Genomic DNA, 23,816 nt, shown 5'->3' with positions numbered 1-23,816 from the left:
CTCGGTCGAGCCGGATATAAACAGAGTACTGTATATAAACACAGTTAACAAGCTGGGATAACGTAAAGATATTTCAATCGGGAGCAAAAAAGGAGATCCTGGGCTCTCCTTTATGGATTTGAAGCTCGTCTTAATCGATGCGGAACTGACCTATGTTACGCCCCAGAGCCGTGGCCAACTGTTGGAATGCCCGCATCTTTTGTGACAATTCTTCGCTGGCGCTCAGGGATTCATCGGAGCGGCCACGAACATTTTCAATGTTGCAGGCCACTTCTTCGGCCACCACAGCCTGCTGGCCTATCGCCGCGGTGATCTCCATGGTTTGCAACTGGATGGCATCCACTGCCGCGGTGATTTCTGTCAATGCTCGCTCAACCTCCAGTGTCAGGCTTTGGCCCTGGTTGGCCTCCCTGACTCCGGCTTCCATCACCTGTTCGGCTTGCTGTGCCTGTTGCTGCAGAGTCTGGATAATGCCCTGAATATTGGTAGTCGAGTCCTGGGTGCGGGATGCCAGGGTGCGCACCTCATCGGCAACAACCGCAAAGCCCCTTCCCTGCTCCCCGGCGCGGGCCGCTTCAATGGCAGCATTGAGTGCCAGCAGATTGGTTTGCTCGGCAATGGCGCGGATCACACTGAGCACCTCGCCTATCTCCTCTGAGCTGCTTCTGAGCGCCCGAATAACCCCGGCGGCTTGGTTAACCTGTGTGGAAAGTGAGTGCATTCCCTGACTGGCCTGCTGCACCACATCTGCGCCGTTTCTTGACTGCAACAGTGCCGTCTCGGCAAACTCGGCGGCTCGTTGGGCGCTGGTCGCCATCTCCTGGCTTGTGTGGGCCATTTCGGTAGCGGCAGTGGCCACTGAGGCAATTTCCTGTTTCTGGGCGCTGACAGAGGCCAGTGCGTTGTCACACACCTCAGCCGCGGCGGCAACCCCATTATCCACCCGACCACTGAGCTCACGGGTTTCCAGCAACAGACTCTGCACCTTGGCGGCAAAACGGTTGAATGCTGCGCCAAGACGCCCAAGTTCATCGGTGCGGTTGATTTCAATGCGGCGTGACAAGTCGCCCTCACCCTCGGCGATATCTTCCATGGTGTGCAGCAGGCTATTGAGATTACGCCGAAAAGGCAGCATCATCAGGAAAACGGTTAACGCCACCAGTAAAATAATCCCCACTGAGACCAGGCTGGTTTGCCAAAGGCTTTGCTTCACAGGAGCCTGAAACACTTCATTAGGCAACATAAACCCCAAATACCAGCGCACTTTGGGATAATCACCGCGAATGGCAATATAGCTCACTCGCTGCAATTCTCCCTGATAAGTGACTTCGGCAATACCGGCATCCCGGGTTTGCATTTCACGTTTCAGTTCACTAAAGCCCTGATTGTCACCGCTGAGATTGTCAATAACGGCCGCATCAGAGCCGGCGGGGAACGCTTGATTAAAACCCGGGAAGTACACCAGTTTTCCCTGCTCCGTCATCAAAAATGCCTGGCCTTCGCCCCGATATTTGATTGGCGCCAGCAGGTTTTTACCTATGGTATCGATGAGAATATCCATACCGCCTATGCCTATCAGGCGACCATTGGCATCCTTGACTACTGTCTTGACTGTGGCCGAGATTGAGCCGTCGTTAGCATCCACAGCCGGGTCGCCGACAAACAAACCATTTTTGTCTATCGCCTCCTGCCACCAGGGACGTTTGTTGGTGTAGTAGTCGGGATCGCCATCGTAACGGCCATTGAGATCAAAGTACTCGAAGGTATTGGCCGAGCCGAAGAACACCGACTTGATCTCCTTGTCCTGCTCGGAGAAAAAGTGAAAGTAATCCACCAGCTGTTGATAGCCGGGATCAAGACTGAGATCTAAGCCACGGCTATGGTATTTGGCAAACCAGTTATTGATGGCAGGGTTAGCAAAGACAGAGTGAATAATCTGCCCCTTGGCGTAGAAGTAGTTGCCGATTTCATTGGCCTTGAGGGTGATCAGCGCCGATATATCCTGATCTATACGGGCACGGGTATCTTCACTACTGCTCTTAACCATCACAGCCGCCACGATAGACAACAACAGCGCCAGGGCACCGGCGATAGCTAATACAAGTTGCAAACTGAGGGAACGTCTTATCTGCTCCATTGCGAGTCCTATTTGTTATATTTTTATTTAAGGAAACCTGCAATGTATCAGAATCTGTTAACAAATTTGACTATAAAATGGCAAGAAACAATATAATTTTCTATGTAAACAATCCACTGCACCAAACCGAAGTAATTCAGTGCCTTATTGCCCAACTTAAGTGCATTCAATTTAATTCAGGTTCAATGCAACATCAGATAGCAAAAGAGCCGCAATAGCGGCTCTTGTCGTAGTGGCTTTGATACCGTTACATCTTGGACTGGATGTAATTCTGTAGCCCAACCTTGCCAATAAGGCCCAGCTGTTTCTCCAGCCAATACATGTGGTCGTCTTCGGTTTCTTCCAGTAATAGCTCCAATAACTCCCGGCTCTGATAGTCCTTGAGTTGCTCACACAAGGTAATGGCTTCTCTCAGGTTGGCAGCAACCTTGTATTCATATTGCAAGTCGTTGTGGAGCATCTCCTGCACATTCTTGCCTATGGTGAGAGCGTCGCGACTGGCAACATCCGGAGTGCCTTCCAGAAACAGGATCCGCGCAATCAACTTGGCGGCATGCTCTCTTTCATCGTCCGACTCATGCTTGATCCGCTCATAGAGCTCATTCAGCCCCCAGTCTTCATACATATGGGCATGTACGAAATACTGATCCATTGCCGACAGCTCCCCGGTCAGCAGCTTATTGAGCACATCTATGACTTGCTGATGGCCTTTCATATCTGTCTCCTTATTCTGTCTCAATCTGTGATTGCAGATAGTTAGCCAGTCCGGTCAGGCCTATCAGCTCAAACTGAGCTTCCAGCCAATCCAGATGTTCCTCTTCATCTTCCAGCAGATCCTCAAGGATATCGCGACTGACATAATCACGCTCAGCCTCACACAAGGCAATGGCATCACGCAGCACTGTCAGTTGTTCTTCCAGCATCTGTTTGTCACAGGCCAGCATCTCTTCGCTGTGTTCACCTATGCGCAGCTTGTCCAGCTGTTGCAAGTTGGGCAGACCTTCGAGAAACAACACCCGCTCGATAAGCTTGTCGGCGTGTTTCATATCCTGAATCGATTTCTTGTAGGCTTTATGGTTGAGTCCTTCCAGGCCCCAGTTCTTGAACATGCGGGCATGAAGGAAGTACTGATTGATGGCTGTCAGCTCACAGGTCAACACCTTGTTGAGCTGGGAAACCACTTTGGGATGACCTTTCATTATCTCGTCCTTTAGCTTTGATTAAACTTGATCCAAGTCAAGTTTTCCCAGCCTAGCCTAAAGTAGGAGGCATTACAAATTAACCTTTAATTTCACCAACTTACAAAAGGCAACCATTATCATTTTGACTATGATTAGCAAGAAAACTTTGTGTTCAAGTGATTAAAAAAGCTCAATATCATCCTCAATTTGTGGTCCTTCGAGCTTGCCTTCCGCCAGCAGTTGCCCATAAAACGCTACTTGGTTACGGCCATTGCCTTTAACAAAATACAGTGCATTGTCAGCCTGATTGAGCAAGGTGCCGGGATCAACCCGGGGATCGATTCCCACAATGCCCATAGAGATGCGGATCCCGCCTAAACGCTCCTGCTGCAATTGAGCCAAATTCTGGGTGAACTCCTGACACAATTCGATAAGTGCCCTGCGGCTGCGCGGCGCCGGCAAGATAACAAACTCATCACCGCCGAAACGGAACATAAGATCCTGAGCACTGAACACCTGTTTCATCAGCGCCGAAACCTGCAACAAGACTTCATCGCCATAGAGGTGACCGAAGGTATCGTTGATTTTCTTGAAGTAATCTATATCGAAGATGCAGATCCACAACTTGAGCTCCTCGTCGGCATCCTGACTTGCCTGCGCTTGCTCCTGCAGGAGGTCGCAGGCAATCTCCACCGAGCTATAAAGCTGTGGCAAAAAGGCCTTGCGGTTTAATAAATTGGTCAGGCTGTCGGTTTCACTCTCCACCACTATGTGAAAATAGTTCTCATAGACCTTGGCGAAACCTCTGAGTAGAACCCTGTCTTGCTCAGTCAATAAAGGCGCGCTGACCAAGAGCACCTTGGTGAGTTTGTCATTGATGATAATAGGAACGGCCAACTCCTGATGCAAACCGTTGGAAAAACAGATCTCCCTTCGTTGTTCAATACAGAGTTTGACCGACACCGCCAAGCTGGCGCTACTGACATTGCGCTGGCCATCCAGGCCCCCTTTACGCTTGGTCAGCTTATCCACATCCAGGATACACACCTCATCTATACTGAGCATTTGCGATACAGTGGACACCAGGCTCTCGGCCAGCGAATCCAACTGCCGCTGCTCGGTCAGTTGTACCACAGAATCGAGAATAGCTTCCGGTTCCCGGTTCATCGGCATATCTCCTCTACAGAGCGCTTGTCCATGCCACAGAGTGTAGTACAAGAGAAATTGACGAGAACGATGGACGAAGAAAAGGCCTCCGAAGAGGCCCTTTTTCAAATAATTCTATCTTTGGTTAAACGCTCGCGCCGGGCTTCTTCTGCCGCTTCACGGGCCTTGCGTTTATCACATGGCTCATCACAATCACAGGCTTTTTCTATGCCCAAGACCCCGAGGCCACCACAGCTACCCTGCACCGCCTTGCGCTTGATTAAATAGCCCACAGACATCAGCAGGAAAAATGCCAGCAGTATCACAAAGGCTGCAATAAAAGTACTCATAAAGGCTCCAATTACTCTAGTCGACGAAGGCTTTAAACGCAGAGCTATAGTATACCTTAAACCCTTCGTCCTGTTTTTCAATCAGCATGATGGCCAGCTTTTCCTTTTCGGCCAGGGCCAGTGAGGCTTCTGTGCCCATCACCATCATGGCAGTGGCGAAACCATCGGCCGTCATACACTGAGGGTGCAACACAGTGACAGAGGCCAGTCTGTGCTCTACCGGAAAGCCGCTGCGGGGGTCAATAATATGAGTAAAGCGCTGTCCGTCTTCCTCATAGTAGTTGCGATAATCACCCGAGGTCGCCATGGCCATGGTGCCCGGCTCTATCACCTGTTGCACGGCCAGGCCATTATCCGCCGGCTGCTCTATCGCCACCCGCCAGGGTTTGCCATCGCCTTTGCTTCCCTTGACGCTGATCTCACCGCCAATCTCCACCAGATAACCTTTGGGCTGATACTTATCCAGCAAATGAGCCACTTTATCGACCCCAAACCCTTTGGCTATGGATGACAAGTCCACATAGACGCTGGACTGAGTCTTGCTGAGCCGGTCCCCTTCTATTTGAATGGCATCTATGCCCATTCTTGCCTTGGCGTTGGCTATCTGCTCGGCAGAAGGCACTTCCAAAGGCCGCTTATCCGGGCCAAACCCCCACAGGTTGACCAAGGGTCCCAGGGTAATATCGAGCGCGCCGTCGGTGAGCTGATATAGTCTAATTCCTTCACGAATATTGGTAATGGTATCGGCGGAAACGGCCTGGCTTTGGCCTGGCTTGAGCTGATTGAAACGTGAAAGCTCGGAGTCGGGCCTGTAGGTCGACATCTGGTCGTTCACCTGCTCCAGCGCCATATCGATTTCAGCCTGTAACAACTGAGCATCCGGCAAGCGCTCACTGTTGACCACCTTAATGTGATAAGTGGTGCCCATGGTGCTGCCGGAGAGTGCAATCACATCATCCTGACTACTGCACCCAGAAACAAAAAAGGCCAATCCTATGAGGACCAGCCAATTTGCCAGCGTTGTAAACTTAGCGGTCTTGAACTGCATACTATGAATTTCCCTTACAAACTGGCACTGCCAAAAGGCAGTGCCAGGGAATGAACTAATGCTTAGCCACCGAAGTCATCCAAGAGGATATTTTCATCTTCAACGCCAAGATCTTTCAGCATAGCAATTACCGCTGCGTTCATCATTGGAGGTCCACACATGTAGAACTCGCAATCTTCAGGGGCTTCGTGCGACTTGAGGTAGTTCTCATAGAGCACGTTGTGAATGAAGCCAGTGTAGCCATCCCAATTGTCCTCAGGCTGAGGATCGGACAGGGCCACATGCCAGACAAAGTTATCATTCTCTGCCGCCAGGCCATCGAAATCTTCAACATAGAACATTTCGCGCTTGGAACGAGCACCGTACCAGAAGCTCATCTTACGCTTGGACTTAAGACGCTTGAGCTGGTCGAAGATATGAGAACGCATAGGCGCCATACCTGCACCACCGCCGATAAAGACCATTTCAGCATCGGTATCTTTGGCAAAGAACTCACCGAATGGGCCGGAGATAGTGACTTTATCACCTGGCTTGAGACTCCAGATGTAAGACGACATCTTACCACAAGGCAGACTCAAATTCCGTGGTGGAGGTGTGGCAATCCGCACGTTCAGCATGATAATACCGAACTCTTCCGGATAGTTAGCCATAGAGTATGCACGAATGGTTTCTTCATCAACCTTGGATTCCAGGTTGAAGAAACCAAAGTGTTCCCAGTCACCACGATACTCTGCTGGAATATCGAAGTCTTTATACTTCACATGGTGAGCAGGGGCTTCAATCTGAATATAACCACCTGCACGGAAAGGTACAGACTCGCCATCAGGGATCTGCAGCTTGAGCTCTTTAATGAAGGTTGCCTTGTTATCGTTGGAGATAACAGTACATTCCCACTTCTTGATGCCGAAGATCTCTTCGTCCAGCTCAATTTCCATATCTGACTTGACGTTAACCTGACAAGACAGACGGCAACCCTTACGGGCATCACCCTTGCTGATATGATCCAGTTCGGTTGGCAGAATATCACCGCCACCGGACTTAACGTTGACACGACACTGACCACAAGAGCCACCGCCACCACAAGCAGATGACACGAAAATACCGTTGTTGGCCAAAACGCCCAGCAACTTGCCACCGGCAGCAGTGGTAATCGCCTTGTCTGGGTCACCGTTGATGCCAATAGTAATATCACCGCTGGAGACCAACTTGGATTTGGCGAACAGGATCACCAGTACCAGGATCAGAACTATCGCGGTAAACATACTCACACCGAGGTAAACCTCGAGCGGAGTAGACTTAAAAATACCAAGAATATCCATTAACTTATCCTTAGAGGTTCAATTTCGGAAGCCGCTTGGTGCCCCTTAAAGGGACACACCAGAGAACGACATGAAACCTAAGGCCATCAGACCTGCAGTGATAAAGGTAATACCCAGACCACGCAGACCATTAGGCACATCAGCATACTTCAGCTTCTCACGGATACCGGCCAACAGGACGATAGCTAATGCCCAGCCAAAACCGGAACCGAAACCGAACACCAGGCTCTCACCCAGGTTGTAGTCACGTTCAACCATGAAAGATACCGCACCGAAAATCGCACAGTTTACTGTGATCAGCGGCAGGAAGATCCCCAAGGCGTTGTAGAGTGGCGGGAAGTACTTATCCAGAGCCATTTCCAGGATCTGAACCAAGGCTGCGATAACACCGATAAAGGTAATGAACTTAAGGAAGCTCAGATCGGCATCCGGTACACCTGCCCAAGCCAGTGCGCCAGGAGCCAGAATACCTTGATAGATTATCTGGTTAACAGGTACTGAAATGGTCAGCACCACGATAACCGCAACCCCAAGCCCCATGGCCGTCTTCACTTTCTTGGAAACTGCCAAGAAGGTACACATCCCCAGGAAGAAGGCCAGTGCCATGTTTTCGATGAAAACAGAGCGAATTAACAAACTGATATAATGTTCCATCGCGCTTACCCTTTTGCTTCTACTTGCTCTGGCTTATAAGTGCGGATTATCCAAATCAGAATACCGATCAGGAAGAAGGCACTTGGCGGCAGCAGTAACAGGCCGTTGGGCTGATACCAGCCACCGTCTGATACTTTGGAAAGTATCTCGACGCCAAACAGCGAACCGTTACCAAAGAGTTCACGGACAAAACCTACGCTCATCAGTACCAGACCATAACCCAGGCCATTACCTATACCATCCATAAAGCTCATCAGCGGCGGGGTCTTCATCGCATAGGCCTCGGCGCGACCCATCACGATACAGTTGGTAATAATCAAACCAACGAATACCGACAGCTGCTTGGCGATGTCATAAGCGTATGCCTGCAACACCTGATCCACCACGATTACCAACGAAGCAATAATGGTCATCTGCACAATAATCCGCACGCTGGCAGGAATATGGTTACGTATGATGGAGATAAACAGGTTGGAAAACGCGGTTACCGCCGTCAGTGCTATGGTCATAACCAATGCGGTTTCCAGCTTACTGGTTACCGCCAGGGCACTACACACCCCGAGGATCTGCAGCGCAATAGGGTTATTGCTGACTATAGGTCCGGTGAGAACCTGTTTGAGTTCTTTACTATCGGCCATTAGCTCAATCCTCCATTGCGTGCTTTTTCAATAAAGCGAGCAAAACCTTCCTCGCCCAGCCAGAATGTCAGCGAGTGCTGAACACCATTACTGGTCAGGGTTGCACCAGACAAGGCATCAACACCATGAGCTGACTCGGCAACGGCGGGGTTTTTGGTCACAGTAATAGCTATGTTACCCTGCTCGTCAAATAGCTTCTTACCCTGCCATTTGGCTTTCCAGCTTGGATTTTCAACTTCACCGCCCAGTCCCGGAGTTTCCCCTTGGTTGTAATAAACCAGGTTCTGGATGGTGTTCATGTCAGGTTCCAAAGCCAGGAAGGCGTACATGGTTGACCACAGGCCATAGCCATGAACCGGCAGGATAACGCTGGTCACTTTACCGGCATCATCACGCACCAGATAAACCACGGCGTTTTTGGCAATCCGCTTAACCGAAGCAATGTCATGCTCAGGCACCACAGAGGTGGCAGGATCACGAGAGGCTTTCTGTTGATCATAGGTATCGCCGTTGATATCTGTGACTTCGTCACCGGTTTTCAGCTCGATAACCTTGGCTTCAACATACTTCTTGTAAGTTTCCAAAACCACATCTTTGCTGACCTTGCCGGATTTGGTATCGATCAGATTGGCGGCTTCCAGAATAAACTTCTGCTTATCCAGCAGCTTGTTTTCCTGCTGGGTTGGCTTGAGCAGTACCGCTGCGGTCGATACGAAAATCGAGCAGACAAGACACAGGCCAACGACAACAAATAGCGTTCTTCCGAACGAATCCTTATTACTAGCCACGAGCAATCCTCCGCTTGATGTTTGCCTGGACTACAAAATGGTCAAACAGTGGCGCAAACAGGTTGGCAAACAGAATCGCCAGCATCATGCCCTCAGGGAATGCAGGGTTGATGACACGGATAAATACTGCCATGGCACCTATCAGGATACCGTAAGCCCATTTGGCCTGGTTGGTGAAGGAAGCCGACACTGGGTCAGTGGCCATAAACATCATACCGAAGGCAAAGCCACCCAGAACCAGGTGCCAGTACCAAGGCATGGCAAACATATGGTTGGTTTCAGAACCGACCAGGTTCAGCAACAGAGATACGGCAATCATACCGACCATCACGCCGCCGACAATGCGCCAGGAAGCGATACGGGTATAGATGATAACCAGACCACCGAGCAGGATAGCCAGGGTAGAGACTTCACCGACAGAACCAGGAATAAAGCCAAAGAAGGCGTCCCACCAGTTCTGGTTGAAGGCGTAGTCCAGAGTACCTGAAGCTGCTTGACTCAGCGCGGTAGCGCCGGAGAAACCGTCGGCAACGACCCAAGAAGTGTCACCGGACATATTCAACGGATAGGCAAAGAACAGGAAGGCACGACCGGCCAGTGCTGGGTTGAGGAAGTTACGTCCGGTACCACCGAACACTTCCTTGGCCACAACCACACCAAAGGTGATACCCAGTGCCACCATCCACAATGGGATAGTCGCCGGCAAGGTCAAGGCAAACAGCACAGAGGTTACGAAGAAACCCTCGTTGACTTCATGACCACGAACCGAGGCGAACAGCACTTCCCAAATACCACCGACCGCGAAGGTCACTGCATATATAGGCAGGAAGAAACAGGCGCCATACCACATCAAGGTGGCCCAGCCGGAATCGGCTGTCAGCTGAGTACCGAAGAGCTCAAACAGACCCACCTGCCAAACATCGGGAGTACCGAAGCCAGCGGCCAGGGCGATTTGCGCCTGTAGACCCACGTTGTACATCCCGACAAACATGGCGGGGAAAGTACAGGCCCAGACAGTAATCATCATGCGTTTCAGATCCAGGTTATCGCGTACGTGGGTCTTGCCCTTGTTCACTTTACCCGGGGTGTAAAAAATGGTCGCTGCGGCTTCATAGAGCGCATACCACTTCTCGTATTTACCGCCCTTTTCAAATTGCGGTTCAATACGCTCAAGAAAATCTTTCAAGCTCATAAGCCTTCCCTCTCGACGGTCTCCAAGCAGTCACGCAGGTATGAACCATAGTCATACTTACCGGGACATACGAAAGTACACAGTGCCAGGTCTTCCTCATCCAGCTCCAGCGCACCCAATGCCACGGCGCCATCGGTATCACCAGAGATAAGATCGCGCAGCAACATAGTGGGCAGAATATCCAGAGGCATCACCCGTTCATAGTTGCCAATAGGCACCATGGCCCGCTCGGAACCACCGGTACTGCTGGTCATATTGAACAGTCGGGAAGGACTCAAGTGGCCCAGGAAAGCACGGGTAATGGAGTATTTATCGGATCCAGGCATCACCCAACCGAAGAACTCTTTCTCAGTACCCTCTTCAATCAGGGTCAACTGCTGGAAGTAGCGTCCCATATAAGCATGAGGACCTATTGCAGTACGGCCGTTAAGCACAGAACCTGAGATAACCCGAACTTGGCCATCGGCTTCGTCTTGGGTCAGGGCTTGTGTGCTGGCACCCAGCAGAGTGCGCACTAAGCGAGGGTTCTTGGCTTTGGGGCCAGTGATGGCCACTACGCGCTGGTTGTTCAGTTCACCTGTGGTAAACAGCTGACCGATCGCAATGACATCCTGGTAACCCAGGTACCATACGCTGCGACGGGCAGAGGCAGGCATCAAGAAGTGGATATGAGTCCCAGGCAGACCCGCTGGATGGGGGCCAGCAAACTCTTCCACTTGGGCATTAGCCGCTGGAATGTCTGCTCCTGGTGCTTTACAGACGAAGACTTTGTCTGTCAGTCGGGCCAGTACTTTCAGGCCGTTGACGAAATCGTCTTTATGCTCAGCGATAACAACTTGAGGATCGCCCGCCAGTGGCTGGGTGTCCATGGCTGTCACGAAGATAGCCGCTGCTGTCGCATCCACTGCCGGCACCTTACTGAAAGGACGGGTGCGCAATGCGGTCCACATACCTGATTCAATCAGATTATCGCGAACCTGCTGCGGTTCCAGAGTATCCAGAGCCTGGGCATCATACTTGGCAAAAGAGACGGCGTCGTCCCCTTCTATGTCTATGACGACCGACTGCAGAACACGTTTGGCGCCGCGGTTGATTTCTAATATTGTGCCACTGGCCAAAGCCGTATATTTAACGCCAGGATTCTTTTTATCCTCAAAAATCACCTGACCTTTTTGCACTTTATCGCCCACTTTGATCTTCATCGTTGGACGTAAGCCAATATACTCTTCACCCAAAGTAGCTACGTGTTTAATGGCTGGGCCATCATGGATAACTTGCTTTGGTCCGCCTGCTATAGGCAAATCCAATCCTTTCTTAATTGTAATCATATCCACATGCACTACGTTTTGAAGGAAAGACAATGCGCCGCGTTCCTGCTAACCCCCGACTCTCACACAAAAAAATCGAGCGTTGAGCTAGCGCAGATTTATCACAGAAATGCGATCGCAATCACGCTGGTCGCGCGCATTTTACCCCAATTGAAACGCTATCGCCACGAAAATTGTAGTGTTTTAACCTGCTTTCAAAGTGACCAAGAGAGAATTGAGCCAAACGAGTTAAGCAGAGATAGCGACAAGCAGGCAAAAGGCAGGATTTTGTCCTGACTCATAAATTTATACCTTTAATTTTTAAAGAAATAATCGACTAAATAGTCGAAAATACTTATTTCATCTTCACAGCTTTACCGGGGAGGCTCTGCTTCAAAATTTCATTCGATAGCCCAGCTGTAAACGTCGACCAACACTTGCCAACAAACCACTGTCATTTTCACGTAACGGACTAGCGTCATCGAGCAGATCCTCGGCGCGAAAATAGAGCTGATGTTTTGAGTTGAAGTCATAACTCAGCAGCAGATCCAGCTGCATGCTGTCCTTAGCCGTCACCTGAGGGGTAAGGCTTGCCACTTCTGAACGATATATACCCTGAGCTCTGGCCTTAAAGCCGCCCCACTCCAGACCGGCATGAAGACTCAAGGCATGCTCAGGCAACCAGGGCAACTGCTCATCGACCATCAGGCAAGGTCCACTCAGCATAAGGCAACCCGAATGCTGCGCCTCGGCTTGGGTATAATGATACTTGAGCCCCATGGGCCAATTGACACTGCCTGAGTCCAGCCGGTAGTCGAGCGCCAGTTCGGCGCCTTTAACATCCACTTCTCCGAGATTGTATTGATTGAGGCGCAGCACTGGGTCGCAGAAGCTATTTGCGGTGCAATCAAAATGTAGATTGTCGAAGTCTCGCTGGTACAGGCTCAGTGCACTTTTCAGCCTACCTGACTCAAAGCGGCCACCGAGTTCATATTGCCAGGCTTGTTGGGAGCGTTGCCCCTGGTTGCCGGGGCTCGCCGCCGCCCAGGCCCTGCCGGCACTGATGAACAGGCTCAGTGCCTCCCCGCGCCAACTGAGCTTGGCCGTGGGTAACCATTCACTTTCAGAGAAATCCGCGGCTGAAAGCGGCACTGTTTCGCTACTGCGCTCCAAGCTGACATCTTCATAGCCGACGCCGAGCTCCAGAGTCACGGCCGACCAGTTGAGCTCAGCCGTCACCGCCGAGCTCCAGACACTGGCCTTGTCATCAATCCTGACACTCAGACTCTGCGCAGTATCACTCAGTCGTCCATCCTGCCATAACCAACTCCCCAGGCCGGGGGCCTGCTCGGCCTTGTCTCTGTGCCAGCGGGCACTGTAACTCACCTTGTGGCGACCATACTGAGTAATGGCCTGAGTCTGGATCCCCATAGCCTCGAAGTCATCATCACGGCGAAAGTCGACCAATGAAACCGCGCCGATAGCATCGGCATCCAAGGCCGCCAGTTGCTCCAGCACGTCACCTTGAATAAAGGCGCCATCGGCAAAACTCATCTGCAACTGCGAGCTGTGATGGCTATGGTAGTAAAGCTCGGTAAACACTCGAGAGCCGGCGCTAGGCTCAACGCGGTGGGACAGCTGATATCTGTGACTGCGGTTCTTGAGTCTATCCTGCGTGGCAGCGCCATACACCAGTTCAGGGTTCAGTTGCCAATCGGCAGCCGTCAGCCCCATTCCCGGCAAAAACTGCCGCAGCTGTGAATACTGATACTTGAATTCAGTATGTTGCCGACTGCGGGCACCCGGCAAGCTGTTGGCCGCTATCTTGAAAAGGACCTTGGTCTGGCTGTCGTCTTGCCCCTGCTCGGCGCTTCTCGGCTCCTGCCAGGGTTGCTGGCGCCTGTGGCTCGCCTGCAGCAACACCTTATAATCATCGGCATCAATCAGGCCGCGGCCCTCGGCGCCCCAACCTTTATCTTCATTGCCTTGAAGCCGCACGCTCTTGCCCGGAGATTCCTGCAACCCCAGGCTTTGGGTTTCCAAAACGCCAAAACTGCCGCTACCGCCATAGAACAAGCTACCGGCGGCATTGGCCCTGCTGGCAACCAGGGTATCGGGATCCGGCAGTTGCCACAAATAAGGTGCAGAATAAGGTGCCGGCGCCAGATTGACCCTGTCTTCGATAATCGCTATTCCGGAATGGCCGCTGCCACCGGCGCCGCGGATACTGAAACTGGCAGGCAGGGTTGGGATAAGCTCGCCACCGGCAGTCAATTGCCGCTCGGCCGAGTCATAGTACATGGCATTGATTGCTGCGGGCTCAAAAGCCGGATGGTCAGCAGCCAGAGGCTCGGAAGCGTGCGCCCACGGCCCGGCCAAACTCCCGCTCACCAAAACGGCCACTGCACTCACCTTAAGCAAGCCACGCCTCTGACTCATATCCCAATCCCCTATCAGCAGTTACCGCACTTTTGATGTTATATTTTTGTAAACTAACTGATTTGCGAATAAAAAAAAAGCGACTTGAGTAAATATCAAGCCGCTTGATTGAGCGAGGTAAGCCGGGCGGGATTAGAGCTGCTTCAGCAGTTCCTCACTCAACTTGAGATCGTCGTTACGGTTAACGCTGACACCGGCGGCAATAATATTGCGGGCAATATCCTGCGCCTGCTCCAGAGAATGCATCTGATAGGTACCGCACTGGTATTCGTTCAGCTCGGGAATAGCCTTTTGATCTTGTACCTTGAGCACATCTTCCATGGCTGCCAACCAGGCATCGGCAACCCGGCCTTCTTCCGGTGTCCCGATAAGGCTCATGTAAAAGCCGGTGCGGCAACCCATGGGTGAAATATCTATGATCTCCACTCCGTCACCATTGAGGTGATCGCGCATAAAGCCGGCAAACAGGTGTTCCAGAGTATGAATGCCACGCTCGCTGAGAATATCCTTGTTGGGCGCGCAAAAACGCAGGTCAAATACCGTAATGGTATCGCCCTTTGGTGTGCTCATGGTCTTGGCCACCCGCACTGCCGGTGCCTCCATCTTGGTATGGTCCACGGTAAAGCTGTCTAACAATGGCATGGGTATTCTCCCTTGGATGGCAAGCAGGCTTGCACTGTTAAATGGTTTCGTGTCTCAAAGCGCTATTATTACAGCGCCAAAACACAAATGCAGCCCCTGGAGGCGGTTTATCAAGCCAGGACTTTTAACCTCGGCACTTGGGCGACTCAGGCACAGCGCTTTGGGCATCCCATTCAGCCTGAGTATAAGTATGCATGGACAGAGCGTGCACGCCATTGGCCAGTTCTTCCGCCAAGGCCTGATTCACTTCTCTATGGCGAGCCAGCAGACGCTTGCCATCAAAGGCTTCACTGACAATGATCACCTTGAAGTGCGTCTCTGAATTAGGCGGCACATGGTGATTGTGGCTCTCGTTGATGACTTCTATATGACTCGGCGTCAGGGCGAGGTGCAACTTCTGCTCTATGGTTTGGGCAACGGACATGGTAAAACCTGATATAAGCTGTTGGGATTGGCGGCAGGTTACTGCGTCGGCGAACAAAGATCAATCCGGCAATTTTCAACCACCAGGGGGATGAAAACCCAATTTGAGCCGCCGATAGGTGAGATTGAGCCTGGGCTCTGTGAGTTTCAGCCTTCTTGGCAACGCATGTTGCCATTCCTGCTGCATCGGCCAGCGCATCAACAAGAGATCGCCCGAGTTAAGCCTCAGCCGCAGCTTCTCGCCGCTTTGCTTGTGTCTCAAATCAAAATCGCGCCCGGCGCCCAGGCTAATTGAAGCGATATCAGCCCCCTCTGCCAGCTCAGGTTCATCGTCGCTGTGCCACCCCATGGCGTCGCGGCCATCGGCATAACGATTTACCAGCACGCCATTGCTGCCAAGCTGCCAATCCCGATCCAGCTTTTGCCTTAGCCGTAACAGATATTTGGGCCAGGGAAGCGCCCTGACCAATAACCCTGAGTAGCGATAATCACAGCCGGGATCGCCAAACCACGCCTGAGTACGGGGAATGGCGTGACGCTTACCGAATATCTCAAGCTCGGGGCGAGTCAGGGGATAATGCTCCGCCTCGCGCCAAATGGCTTCCTGCTGGGCTGGATTGAGATAACCGCGCACCAGCAACATAGGCGGTTGCTCAAACCGCTGCACGCCTGTTGCCGACTCAGCAGATGAGCCAGGCTCAAGTGCAAACAGCGACTGCTGTATCTCTTTTGAACTCATGTTTAATCTCATCTTTGAACTTCATGACATTGTTTCTCTGTGGCTTATTGCCGGGCTTAAGCCTTCTCTATTACATAATGACCAAGGCAGATTTTCGCAAATATCGCCTTGAGCGCCAGTATTTGCGATAATCCGCGCAAATTCGTCCTTTAAGCCCAGTTATATGACCAGCCAGTTCTCAGCCGCTGATATTCAGCTCACTCTGCACCGCTATCCCGAAGAGCAGGAATCCAACCTCCAGGCCTGGGATGCCGCCGATGAACACCTGCTCAAACAACTCGCCGAGGAACAGGCGCCTCAATCTGTGCTTATTATCAACGACAGCTTTGGTGCCCTGCTGTGCGCCATTCGCCGACGTTACCCAGATGCAAAGATTCACTGGAGCTCGGATGCCCGCACTTCCCACCTTGGCGCTCGACAGAATCTTGAGAAAAACCATCTCAGCGCTGCCGACATTCACTGGCTAAACAGTCGGGAAATGCCTGCTTGTGTACCCGATACCATATTGCTGAAGCTGCCCAAGAACCTCAACTTTTTTGCCTGGCAGTTGAGCATGCTGGCCAATATGCTTCCCGCCGGTACCCGGGTATTGATTGGCGCCAAGGCCAAATCCATCAATCAAGCCTTGTTGGCCCTGATTGGCAAACATCTGGGCCAGGCCAGCGCCAGTCTGGCATGGAAAAAAACCCGGGTGATTACCGCTTTTGCCGATGGCCAGGCACGCGAATTGCCTGCCCCCAGCGAGTGGCCCCTTGGCGAATTCGGCCTCAACATCTGTAATCTCAGCAATGTATTTGCCGCCGGCAAACTGGATATCGGCGCCCGTTTGATGTTGGCCAACCTCCCCGAAGGTGAGTTTAGCTCTGTGGTGGACCTGGGCTGCGGCAATGGCGTTTTAGGGCTGGCGGCGGCCAAACGTTATCCCGAGGCGAGCATTCACTTTGTCGATGACTCAGAGATGGCCGTGGAAAGTGCCAGACTCAACTGGCAGGGCAATGGCTTTGAAGCCGAACGCGGCCACTTCTATTGGGATGACTGTCTGAGTCATTTGAGCGCCGGCGTCGCACCGGATCTGGTGCTCTGTAACCCGCCGTTTCATCAGGGAGAGGCCATCACAGATCATATTGCCTGGCAGATGTTCCTCGATGCCAGACGGCGTCTGGTGAACGGCGGCATACTGCATGTGGTCGGCAACCGTCACCTGGGTTACCACATCAAGCTCAAGCGCCTGTTTGGCAACTGCAAGACCATAGCCTCCAATGGTAAGTTTGTGATCCTGCAAGCCTCTAAATAAAAGGCCAACAAGAGTAAACCTTGTTGACCCATTCCGGCCCCCGTTGGGAACCTGGAAAGAAACAGGCCGGGAGAGACCCCGGCCTGTGTAGTTAAATTTTGTGATTTCAGGCGGCAACTTGGCCGCGTCTGTAACGCAAGCCGCCAAGCAGTACCAGACTCGCGAGCGCCAGCACTGACAGGCTGCCGCCGGCATCGACTATCACAGTCGCGCCATCATCTCTGTCCCATTCGCGACTCTCCAGCGGCAAGGCATAGAGGCTATTGCTTTCATAAGAACTTATGGTTGCCACTATGTCACTGTAACCGGGTTCATAGAGGTCGATCAGCACATCATAGTGATCGCTGGGATAGCCGCTCTCTAACGTGGTGAGCACTTCAAAGTCATCCTGGGTACTGTCTCCCTGAATGTAGAACACCTCAGTGCTGTAGTAATGCTCCCAGTCACCGCCGTTGCGGCTCAGATAAAGCTCGGCATAAACGGGCACAGACTCGGCCGGATCATTACCGTAAACATCGGCATCGAAGCGCACCGCAAAGCTACGATAAAAGCCATCAGAGTCATAATCATCATAAAGGTAGCTGGCCGCCTCATAAAAGCTGAACTCATGGTAATAGCTGTGGGCCGTAGTGGAGACCATCCGCTGCGGCGCGGCTTGGATCTCGGGCAGTTTCTGCTTCTTGGCAATCATCTGCTCGCGGGTCATGCGCTCACCGGAAACCTGAGCTCCGGTAGATTGCCACTCCTGCTGCAGTTGCTTGAGCAACTGCCTGTGTTGTGCCGCCCGTAGCTTCGCGCCTGAGCTATCCTGTTCATCGCTCGGTTGCTGCGCTTTTTGGCCGATGGAGACTTGTCCGCCGACAGGCTCCTTGGCATAGGCAGCAGGCAGAGCCCCAAACAGAGCCAAAAACAGCGACAGGCTAAATACAGTGTAAGATAATAATTTCATAGTGCTTCTCCACAGGGCGCATCCCGCGCTTATTCGGGTTTAGGGAAGGTGCGAACAAGTCCCATGTGTGCTCTGCGTCGGCTTACAGGCCTGGATGCAAGGCGTGGTTCGCAGCAAATGGCCCTAGTCCTTTGCAAGAAGCACAACATAGCAGGCAGGTCTGTAAGCCACGCCCTTCGGGGCTTTCACAGCAACCGGCTCTCTGCGTTATCCGACTTCGACAGGCCCCGGCATGCCTTCAGTCAGATGCCTTGAACGCCAATTGCTGTGCAAGCCAGAGTGCCACGAGGACTTATTCGCACCTTCCTTAGCATTATTAAAAGTCAGCCTGGGTGAACATGAGATGAACGGTTTCTGTCAGCAGATGTTCATCTTGGAAGGAGTACAACTGACCGGGCCTGAGCGAAAACCGGGGGGGAAGGACAGATAGAGAGTGAAGACCCGGCTGGCTATTTCATCCACCGCGGGGATCTTTTACACTGGGCCAAGCGTTTCCAAAAGGGCAAAACCATGAAAAGGGGCAGTAAAATCAAGCATCAAGCTTATCACTCAAGCGGAATTATCGCGGCAAGCATGCTATTGCTGTCGCTGGCTTTCGCTCAGCCCCTGCATGCCGGCCCCTTTGCCAAGCCGGAACGAACGACTCAGGGCCAGGAGGCCAAGCTGAAAGTCCGCAGCGGCGATGAAGCCGCCAGACTGGTGAAGCAGGCTTATGGCGGTAAGGTACTCAGGGTGCAGTCTGTGAAGGTCAACGGCAACCCGGGTTATCGGGTCAAACTGCTGCAGGACAGCGGCCGAATTGTCTATGTCTCTGTGGATGCCCGCAGCGGCCGCCTGCAGGCAAACTGACAGGAAATAGCTTATGCGACTGTTATTGGTAGAAGATGATGCCGCCTTACAGGCCAACTTAAAACAACATCTGCAAGAGGCAGGTTTCAATCTGGATACGGCGTCAGACGGCGAAGAGGGCCTGTTTCTGGCGGCGGAATATCCCTATGATGCCGCCATTATCGATATCGGCCTACCCAAACTCAGCGGCATAGCACTGATTGAACAGATGCGTGCCAAGGGACTGGATTACCCTGTGCTGATCCTCACCGCCAGAGATGGCTGGCAAGACAAGGTGGAAGGCCTGGATGCCGGCGGTGATGACTACCTCACCAAACCCTTCCACCCCATGGAGCTCACCGCCAGGATCAAGGCTTTAATCCGCCGCAGCGCCGGTAAGGCCAGCCCCTTGCTGCAAAGTGGCCCTGTCACCCTGAATACCAGCAGCGGTGAAGTGAGACTCGGCAAACACAGCGTCAGCCTCAGCGCCTCCGAATACAAATTGCTCGAGTATCTGATGCTGCATCAGGGCGAAGTCACTTCCAAGAGTCTGCTTATCGAGCATATCTATGATCAGGACTTTGATCTCGACTCCAATGTGATTGAGGTATTTATTCGCCGTTTGCGCAAGAAGCTGGATCCCGAGGGCACGCTTGGGCTTATTGAAACCCTGCGTGGTCAGGGTTATCGCCTTAATACGCTTCCTGTCAGAGATAACCCCTGATGAAGCCCTTGCCTGCAAGGCTGCTGCCCGGTTCACTCAAGGGCCGGTTGGTGATCAGCGCCCTGCTGTTGAATCTGGTGCTCTTGCCGCTTATCGGCGTAACCCTGAGCGATGCCTTTCGTGCCCAATTGACCCACGCGGTAAAAGATGAACTCAGCGCCGCCCTTTATGGAGTATTGGCATTGGCAGAAGTGGAACAGGGCGAACTGGTTCTGCCGGAACAATTACAGGACAAACAGTTCAACATAGATCAATCCGGGCTCTACGCCTTGGTCAGCAGCCAAGGCAAACTGGTATGGCATTCGCCTTCCTTTATCGGTATGCCGCCTCCGGGCAAGCTTCCAAGCCCACCACTCGGTGAAGGCCGCTTTGGCGAAATGCTTCTCCTGGGCAAACCCCACTTCAATTACAGCTTCAGCGCCAGCTTTGCCTCGGCCTCGAATAATGGCCGGGATATTCCCTTTACCGTGCACATCATCAAAGATCAGACCGGCTTTGAGCAAACCCAAGGCGCCTTCAGCCGCCAGCTCTGGCAATACCTGGGACTATTAATGCTGTTCCTGTTACTGGTACAAGGGGGCTGGCTCTGGTGGACACTCAAACCACTGGCGCGCTTTCGCGCCGAGCTCGAAGCGGTTGAGCAAGGCAAACGGCAACATCTCGGCAGCGACTATCCCAAGGAGCTGCAACAGGTCGCGACCCAGCTCAATGCCCTGATAAGCAACGAACAGCGCCAACGCCAGCGTTATCGCAACGCCCTGTCGGATCTGGCCCATAGCCTGAAAACACCGCTGGCGGTACTGCAAAGCCTCAAGTCTTTGCCGAGCGATGCCCAAGAGCCCATCAGCCAAATCAACGCCAGCATAGGCCACCAGTTGAAGCGAGCCCAAAGTGCCGGCAGCGGCGCTTGGCACCAAGGGGTGAACAGTAAAACCGTGGCCGACAAACTGCTGCGAACCCTTGGCAAGATTTATGCGGACAAGGCGCTGGAGTTTGAGGCTGACCTGGCAACAAACGCCCTGTTTTACGGCGATGAAGCCGACCTGGCCGAACTCCTCGGCAATCTATTGGATAACGCCTGCAAGGCAGCAAACAGCAAAGTCGCCCTCAAAACCTGGGTTAGCGAAAAAGGGCTAAACCTCTGCATCGAAGACGATGGCCCAGGCATTACTGAGCAGCAAAAAAACCAGCTGTTCGAGCGCGGTGTCAGAGCCGATAACTACCAACAAGGTCATGGTATAGGACTGGCGATAGTCAAAGATCTGCTGCAGAGCTACCAAGGCCAGTGGCAAATAGATCAATCTCCCCTGGGTGGCGCCCGCTTCACCCTGTTTTTACCCAGAAGTTGAGATTGGGAATAGTACATTCATTCCCCATCCTTGGGCGCTCGACGAAAACGTCTGACCTACAAGGACGTAGGAAATGCCTAATTTGTCTGGAACAAAATTCGGCCCTGTTTTCGACAGTCACAGTTCCGCCTGTGCCTAAAAATGAGGTGCATGTCTGCGAACACTTCAGCTACTCAGGACTAACAGTATTGCACTAATCCCCCCTCGGTGTCGCCGACAGCCGTTGGCGCAGATAACGTGGTTAAGCAGCGGCCAATCACCTGCGGTGCGCTTTTCGCACAGGCGATCCTGTGACACGCTGCGAGTACGTCCCTGTAAGCTCTGCCTCGCCATCCCTGGCTCGGAAGGTCACAGTTCCGCCTGCGCCTGGAAAATAGGTGTATGTCTGCGGGAATATAAGCAACTTCAAGCAACACTATTCTTGCAGAATTGTACCAATCCCTCCTCGGGAAATAACCGCTGCCCTAAGTAGCGTTGATAGCCTATATGCGAAAGTTGTTGGTTATGCTCAATACCATGATGAAAAATCGAACCCAAATGAGACGAAAGCTATCACAATTAGCGAAATACTTATTGACGGAATACCACAGTCACTTGTTATGTTTCAATGCCTCGTTCCTTAAGCATATTTTTAAAAACTATTTGAGCCCATTTAATCACTATTTCAGAATTCCCAAGTTCATCCTTATCCAGGTAAGAGATGAGGACAGGATATCCTCCGCTGGGACAATACTTTGAATGTTCGAATCCATCCCATTCCAAACCCAACCCACGAACAGGTATGCTGGGGTCTCCGTTAACCCAGTAACTTACTTTTTCAAAATATCCCGCAGATATCAGAGATTCACCAATGTTTATTGCTTGTTCTACGGATTGAAAACAAACAGGTTGATAGGTAGTTTTATTGATCGAAGAGCAACCTGGTAACAGGAGGCTTAAAAAAGCGAGGAGCCAAATCCTCATAATATCTTCGTTGAAAAATAACGCTCCGTCAATTCGTTTATCGAATTCAGCAACTTGTTATCTTTCTTTACTATTACTTGTAAACTTAATTTTTTATTCATATCTATTCAATATAAACCCATCTTTTTCATAAGTGTCAACTTTACGTAGACCAGATTTAAGTAAAACGTTACCTGACGCTAGATGCTCAACTAAGACCTCACCAATTACTTTAGTAAGCCCAAGCGTATTTTTTGCATACTCTAAAGTGGCTTTTACAGCTTCTGTGGCTAATCCCTTTCCCCAGTATTCAGGTAGCATCCGATAGCCTATGTCTGGACAGTTCAAATCGGGTTCGTACTTAACTCCGCAGAACCCTATAACTTTATCATCTTCTTTATGAATCAATGCATACCGAGAGTAACCATACTTCTTATATTCTGCTTGCCAGCAATTAACAATTAAATTCTCTGCATCTTCTTTGGTATTAACGGTACCCACATCACCCGTATAACGCATAACATCTGGATTAGTAGAAAATTCAAAGACAGCATCTACATCATCTAAGCAAAACTCTCTCATTAAGAGACGAGGTGTTTCTATTAAAATATCCATATTCCATATTCGTTCTTTAATCTATTTTGTAATTTTCAGGAAAAATCAAGCCACCCACTGTAAAACAATAACTTAATCTTCTTTCGGTCTGCGTTCAAGCACCGGTAGCGGATTTGAGCGCTACAAAAAAATCAAGCCACCCATTATAAAACAATAACCTAATCTTCTTTCTGTCTACGTTCAAGCACCGCTAGGTGATTTCAGCACACTGAGGCCGAAAGATATCCGTGAGTTACAGAGCTTTGATGAAATCGAACCGATTTCACGCAGCTGACCTTTCCCCCGAATTTAAGACCATGACATTGACGAAAAATCAAGCCACCCACTTTAAAACAATAACTTAATCTTCTTTCGGTCTGCGTTCAAGCACCGCTAGGTGATTTGAGTGCGCTGAGGCCGAAAGATATCCGTGAGTTGCAGAGGTTTGATGAAATCGAACCGATTTCACGCAAAAATGTGAGATTTGAGCCGTGCTAGCCCCACCCATGGTTCAGGGGATTTCAATGACTGCGGTTGAGATAGAGTGGGGTTCAAGCCGTTTGAAAGTACTGGCAACTGGTTGCAAAATGCCGTCGTCGCTTCTCCAAATGTTCGCAGTAACAGCTGAGCTCTTGCAAGGTGCCTACCGGTCCACGAAATAGTCTTCCAAATTCAGTGGTAAGCTTGAGCCAGTTCTCATGAGGGATATTCAACCGCGTCAGTAGCTTGGCACTCTTTTCACCTATCGCGCCACGTTTATCATTGCGAATACAGCGCCCGGTATCATCCATCAATTCAAGATAATCCTTGAGCCCAAACGTAATACCACTGGGCTGGTTATCGCATTCATTACCGATAAAGGGCAGTAACCTGGCGGGTTGTTCGCATTTCAATGCTGCCTGAATACGTAGCTGAATGCTGGTATGTGCCGACTGCTCAGGCGTATCGGCCATCTTGGCTCTGATGGGATTGAGGTCAACGTAGGCCATGCAGGTTAACACCGCGGCTTCATCGAGTAAGGCTTGTGATTTAAATCTACCTTCCCAGAATCGGCCGGTACAGTTATCTTCCTGATTGGCTTGACGCGCTATCGGTTCGTTGAGACAACGCATGAACCAACTGATGTCACATAA

The 23,816-nt window shown here is 51.4% G+C and carries 24 protein-coding genes; 4 read left to right on the top strand and 20 right to left on the bottom strand.

Annotated features, from left to right (window positions below; translation table 11 throughout):
* Positions 1-130 precede the first annotated feature (130 nt).
* From ACMHXH_RS05110 to ACMHXH_RS05035, 16 genes are all read right to left on the bottom strand, one after another.
* A complete protein-coding gene (locus ACMHXH_RS05110) occupies positions 131-2,137 on the bottom strand; it encodes a methyl-accepting chemotaxis protein (protein ID WP_144361803.1) in 2,007 nt (668 codons plus the stop codon).
* 247 nt (positions 2,138-2,384) lie between these two features.
* On the bottom strand, positions 2,385-2,852 hold the full coding sequence (bfr, locus tag ACMHXH_RS05105; protein WP_039033619.1) for a bacterioferritin: 468 nt from the start codon (positions 2,850-2,852) through the stop codon (positions 2,385-2,387).
* A 10-nt stretch (positions 2,853-2,862) separates the two neighbouring features.
* Positions 2,863-3,336, bottom strand: coding sequence for a bacterioferritin (bfr, locus tag ACMHXH_RS05100; protein ID WP_039033618.1), 474 nt, complete (start codon positions 3,334-3,336; stop codon positions 2,863-2,865).
* A gap of 162 nt (positions 3,337-3,498) precedes the next feature.
* Entirely contained in the window at positions 3,499-4,485 is a 987-nt protein-coding gene (locus ACMHXH_RS05095; RefSeq protein WP_039033617.1) for a GGDEF domain-containing protein, read from the bottom strand.
* 104 nt (positions 4,486-4,589) lie between these two features.
* A complete protein-coding gene (gene nqrM, locus ACMHXH_RS05090) occupies positions 4,590-4,814 on the bottom strand; it encodes a (Na+)-NQR maturation NqrM (protein ID WP_025011868.1) in 225 nt (74 codons plus the stop codon).
* A 16-nt stretch (positions 4,815-4,830) separates the two neighbouring features.
* Positions 4,831-5,862: an FAD:protein FMN transferase gene (locus ACMHXH_RS05085; protein WP_071475608.1), complete on the bottom strand. Its 1,032-nt coding sequence runs from the start codon at positions 5,860-5,862 to the stop codon at positions 4,831-4,833.
* A gap of 62 nt (positions 5,863-5,924) precedes the next feature.
* A complete protein-coding gene (gene nqrF / locus ACMHXH_RS05080) occupies positions 5,925-7,181 on the bottom strand; it encodes an NADH:ubiquinone reductase (Na(+)-transporting) subunit F (protein WP_039033615.1) in 1,257 nt (418 codons plus the stop codon).
* A 45-nt stretch (positions 7,182-7,226) separates the two neighbouring features.
* Positions 7,227-7,835 carry an NADH:ubiquinone reductase (Na(+)-transporting) subunit E gene (gene nqrE / locus ACMHXH_RS05075; protein ID WP_039033614.1) on the bottom strand — a complete coding sequence of 203 codons (609 nt, stop codon included), beginning with the start codon at positions 7,833-7,835 and terminating at the stop codon, positions 7,227-7,229.
* Between the two features lie 5 nt (positions 7,836-7,840).
* Positions 7,841-8,473, bottom strand: coding sequence for an NADH:ubiquinone reductase (Na(+)-transporting) subunit D (locus tag ACMHXH_RS05070; RefSeq protein ID WP_039033613.1), 633 nt, complete (start codon positions 8,471-8,473; stop codon positions 7,841-7,843).
* Positions 8,473-9,261 carry a Na(+)-translocating NADH-quinone reductase subunit C gene (locus tag ACMHXH_RS05065; protein ID WP_039033612.1) on the bottom strand — a complete coding sequence of 263 codons (789 nt, stop codon included), beginning with the start codon at positions 9,259-9,261 and terminating at the stop codon, positions 8,473-8,475. The genes ACMHXH_RS05070 and ACMHXH_RS05065 overlap by 1 nt, the downstream gene beginning before the upstream one ends.
* Positions 9,254-10,453 (bottom strand): NADH:ubiquinone reductase (Na(+)-transporting) subunit B, encoded by a 1,200-nt coding sequence (locus tag ACMHXH_RS05060; RefSeq protein ID WP_039033611.1) that lies wholly within the window; start codon positions 10,451-10,453, stop codon positions 9,254-9,256. Before ACMHXH_RS05060 ends, ACMHXH_RS05065 begins: the two co-directional genes overlap by 8 nt.
* A complete protein-coding gene (locus tag ACMHXH_RS05055; protein WP_039033688.1) occupies positions 10,450-11,781 on the bottom strand; it encodes a Na(+)-translocating NADH-quinone reductase subunit A in 1,332 nt (443 codons plus the stop codon). The genes ACMHXH_RS05060 and ACMHXH_RS05055 overlap by 4 nt, the downstream gene beginning before the upstream one ends.
* A gap of 372 nt (positions 11,782-12,153) precedes the next feature.
* The gene (locus ACMHXH_RS05050) at positions 12,154-14,199 is read right to left on the bottom strand and encodes a TonB-dependent receptor (RefSeq protein WP_335912251.1); all 2,046 of its coding nucleotides are present in this window, start codon (positions 14,197-14,199) and stop codon (positions 12,154-12,156) included.
* Between the two features lie 132 nt (positions 14,200-14,331).
* A complete protein-coding gene (gene luxS / locus ACMHXH_RS05045; RefSeq protein ID WP_039033608.1) occupies positions 14,332-14,841 on the bottom strand; it encodes an S-ribosylhomocysteine lyase in 510 nt (169 codons plus the stop codon).
* A gap of 124 nt (positions 14,842-14,965) precedes the next feature.
* A complete protein-coding gene (locus tag ACMHXH_RS05040) occupies positions 14,966-15,265 on the bottom strand; it encodes a BolA family protein (RefSeq protein WP_039033687.1) in 300 nt (99 codons plus the stop codon).
* Between the two features lie 75 nt (positions 15,266-15,340).
* Complete coding sequence (locus ACMHXH_RS05035; RefSeq protein ID WP_335912250.1) at positions 15,341-16,003, bottom strand: alpha-ketoglutarate-dependent dioxygenase AlkB family protein; 663 nt, start codon at positions 16,001-16,003, stop codon at positions 15,341-15,343.
* 163 nt (positions 16,004-16,166) lie between these two features.
* On the opposite strand from ACMHXH_RS05035, the gene ACMHXH_RS05030 reads away from it, so the two are divergent.
* The gene (locus ACMHXH_RS05030) at positions 16,167-17,297 is read left to right on the top strand and encodes a methyltransferase (RefSeq protein WP_335912249.1); all 1,131 of its coding nucleotides are present in this window, start codon (positions 16,167-16,169) and stop codon (positions 17,295-17,297) included.
* Positions 17,298-17,403: 106 nt separating this feature from the next.
* Here ACMHXH_RS05030 and ACMHXH_RS05025 read toward each other — a convergent pair whose 3' ends face one another.
* Positions 17,404-18,246 (bottom strand): choice-of-anchor H family protein, encoded by an 843-nt coding sequence (locus tag ACMHXH_RS05025; protein WP_071475611.1) that lies wholly within the window; start codon positions 18,244-18,246, stop codon positions 17,404-17,406.
* A 510-nt stretch (positions 18,247-18,756) separates the two neighbouring features.
* Here ACMHXH_RS05025 and ACMHXH_RS05020 point away from each other — a divergent pair.
* From ACMHXH_RS05020 to ACMHXH_RS05010, 3 genes are read left to right on the top strand one after another with little or no spacing between them, the layout of a single operon-like run.
* Positions 18,757-19,095: a PepSY domain-containing protein gene (locus ACMHXH_RS05020; RefSeq protein ID WP_025011880.1), complete on the top strand. Its 339-nt coding sequence runs from the start codon at positions 18,757-18,759 to the stop codon at positions 19,093-19,095.
* A gap of 13 nt (positions 19,096-19,108) precedes the next feature.
* Positions 19,109-19,798, top strand: a complete 690-nt coding sequence (locus ACMHXH_RS05015; protein ID WP_101095255.1) for a response regulator transcription factor — start codon at positions 19,109-19,111, stop codon at positions 19,796-19,798.
* Positions 19,798-21,147 carry an ATP-binding protein gene (locus tag ACMHXH_RS05010; protein ID WP_335912248.1) on the top strand — a complete coding sequence of 450 codons (1,350 nt, stop codon included), beginning with the start codon at positions 19,798-19,800 and terminating at the stop codon, positions 21,145-21,147. The genes ACMHXH_RS05015 and ACMHXH_RS05010 overlap by 1 nt, the downstream gene beginning before the upstream one ends.
* Before the next feature lie 597 nt (positions 21,148-21,744).
* Here the strand turns inward: ACMHXH_RS05010 and ACMHXH_RS05005 are convergent.
* From ACMHXH_RS05005 to ACMHXH_RS04995, 3 genes are all read right to left on the bottom strand, one after another.
* Positions 21,745-22,110, bottom strand: a complete 366-nt coding sequence (locus ACMHXH_RS05005) for a hypothetical protein (protein ID WP_412499949.1) — start codon at positions 22,108-22,110, stop codon at positions 21,745-21,747.
* Between the two features lie 93 nt (positions 22,111-22,203).
* A complete protein-coding gene (locus ACMHXH_RS05000; protein ID WP_234520578.1) occupies positions 22,204-22,704 on the bottom strand; it encodes a GNAT family N-acetyltransferase in 501 nt (166 codons plus the stop codon).
* 530 nt (positions 22,705-23,234) lie between these two features.
* Positions 23,235-23,816, bottom strand: a 582-nt coding sequence (locus ACMHXH_RS04995) for a transposase (protein WP_413737703.1), incomplete at its 5' end; no start/stop codon positions are given.

The sequence above is a fragment of the Shewanella sp. BJSY2023SW001 genome (assembly GCF_047314685.1).
GTDB classification, from domain to species: Bacteria; Pseudomonadota; Gammaproteobacteria; order Enterobacterales; family Shewanellaceae; genus Shewanella; species Shewanella indica.
The sequence above is the reverse complement of the archived record's forward strand: the minus strand, read 5'-3'. Positions and strand labels throughout refer to the sequence as shown.

What these genes read in the sequence shown, in the direction of transcription:
- ACMHXH_RS05015 (WP_101095255.1), top strand. Translation starts at nt 19,109, where the DNA reads ATGCGACTGTTATTGGTAGAAGATGATGCCGCCTTACAGGCCAACTTA.
- ACMHXH_RS05110 (WP_144361803.1), bottom strand. Translation starts at nt 2,137, where the DNA reads ATGGAGCAGATAAGACGTTCCCTCAGTTTGCAACTTGTATTAGCTATC.
- ACMHXH_RS05035 (WP_335912250.1), bottom strand. Translation starts at nt 16,003, where the DNA reads ATGAGTTCAAAAGAGATACAGCAGTCGCTGTTTGCACTTGAGCCTGGC.
- ACMHXH_RS05085 (WP_071475608.1), bottom strand. Translation starts at nt 5,862, where the DNA reads ATGCAGTTCAAGACCGCTAAGTTTACAACGCTGGCAAATTGGCTGGTC.
- ACMHXH_RS05060 (WP_039033611.1), bottom strand. Translation starts at nt 10,453, where the DNA reads ATGAGCTTGAAAGATTTTCTTGAGCGTATTGAACCGCAATTTGAAAAG.
- bfr (WP_039033618.1), bottom strand. Translation starts at nt 3,336, where the DNA reads ATGAAAGGTCATCCCAAAGTGGTTTCCCAGCTCAACAAGGTGTTGACC.
- ACMHXH_RS05000 (WP_234520578.1), bottom strand. Translation starts at nt 22,704, where the DNA reads ATGGATATTTTAATAGAAACACCTCGTCTCTTAATGAGAGAGTTTTGC.
- ACMHXH_RS05055 (WP_039033688.1), bottom strand. Translation starts at nt 11,781, where the DNA reads ATGATTACAATTAAGAAAGGATTGGATTTGCCTATAGCAGGCGGACCA.
- ACMHXH_RS05050 (WP_335912251.1), bottom strand. Translation starts at nt 14,199, where the DNA reads ATGAGTCAGAGGCGTGGCTTGCTTAAGGTGAGTGCAGTGGCCGTTTTG.
- nqrF (WP_039033615.1), bottom strand. Translation starts at nt 7,181, where the DNA reads ATGGATATTCTTGGTATTTTTAAGTCTACTCCGCTCGAGGTTTACCTC.
- ACMHXH_RS05040 (WP_039033687.1), bottom strand. Translation starts at nt 15,265, where the DNA reads ATGTCCGTTGCCCAAACCATAGAGCAGAAGTTGCACCTCGCCCTGACG.
- luxS (WP_039033608.1), bottom strand. Translation starts at nt 14,841, where the DNA reads ATGCCATTGTTAGACAGCTTTACCGTGGACCATACCAAGATGGAGGCA.
- ACMHXH_RS05095 (WP_039033617.1), bottom strand. Translation starts at nt 4,485, where the DNA reads ATGAACCGGGAACCGGAAGCTATTCTCGATTCTGTGGTACAACTGACC.
- ACMHXH_RS05025 (WP_071475611.1), bottom strand. Translation starts at nt 18,246, where the DNA reads ATGAAATTATTATCTTACACTGTATTTAGCCTGTCGCTGTTTTTGGCT.
- bfr (WP_039033619.1), bottom strand. Translation starts at nt 2,852, where the DNA reads ATGAAAGGCCATCAGCAAGTCATAGATGTGCTCAATAAGCTGCTGACC.
- ACMHXH_RS05070 (WP_039033613.1), bottom strand. Translation starts at nt 8,473, where the DNA reads ATGGCCGATAGTAAAGAACTCAAACAGGTTCTCACCGGACCTATAGTC.
- ACMHXH_RS05020 (WP_025011880.1), top strand. Translation starts at nt 18,757, where the DNA reads ATGAAAAGGGGCAGTAAAATCAAGCATCAAGCTTATCACTCAAGCGGA.
- nqrE (WP_039033614.1), bottom strand. Translation starts at nt 7,835, where the DNA reads ATGGAACATTATATCAGTTTGTTAATTCGCTCTGTTTTCATCGAAAAC.
- nqrM (WP_025011868.1), bottom strand. Translation starts at nt 4,814, where the DNA reads ATGAGTACTTTTATTGCAGCCTTTGTGATACTGCTGGCATTTTTCCTG.
- ACMHXH_RS05030 (WP_335912249.1), top strand. Translation starts at nt 16,167, where the DNA reads ATGACCAGCCAGTTCTCAGCCGCTGATATTCAGCTCACTCTGCACCGC.
- ACMHXH_RS05010 (WP_335912248.1), top strand. Translation starts at nt 19,798, where the DNA reads ATGAAGCCCTTGCCTGCAAGGCTGCTGCCCGGTTCACTCAAGGGCCGG.
- ACMHXH_RS05005 (WP_412499949.1), bottom strand. Translation starts at nt 22,110, where the DNA reads ATGAGGATTTGGCTCCTCGCTTTTTTAAGCCTCCTGTTACCAGGTTGC.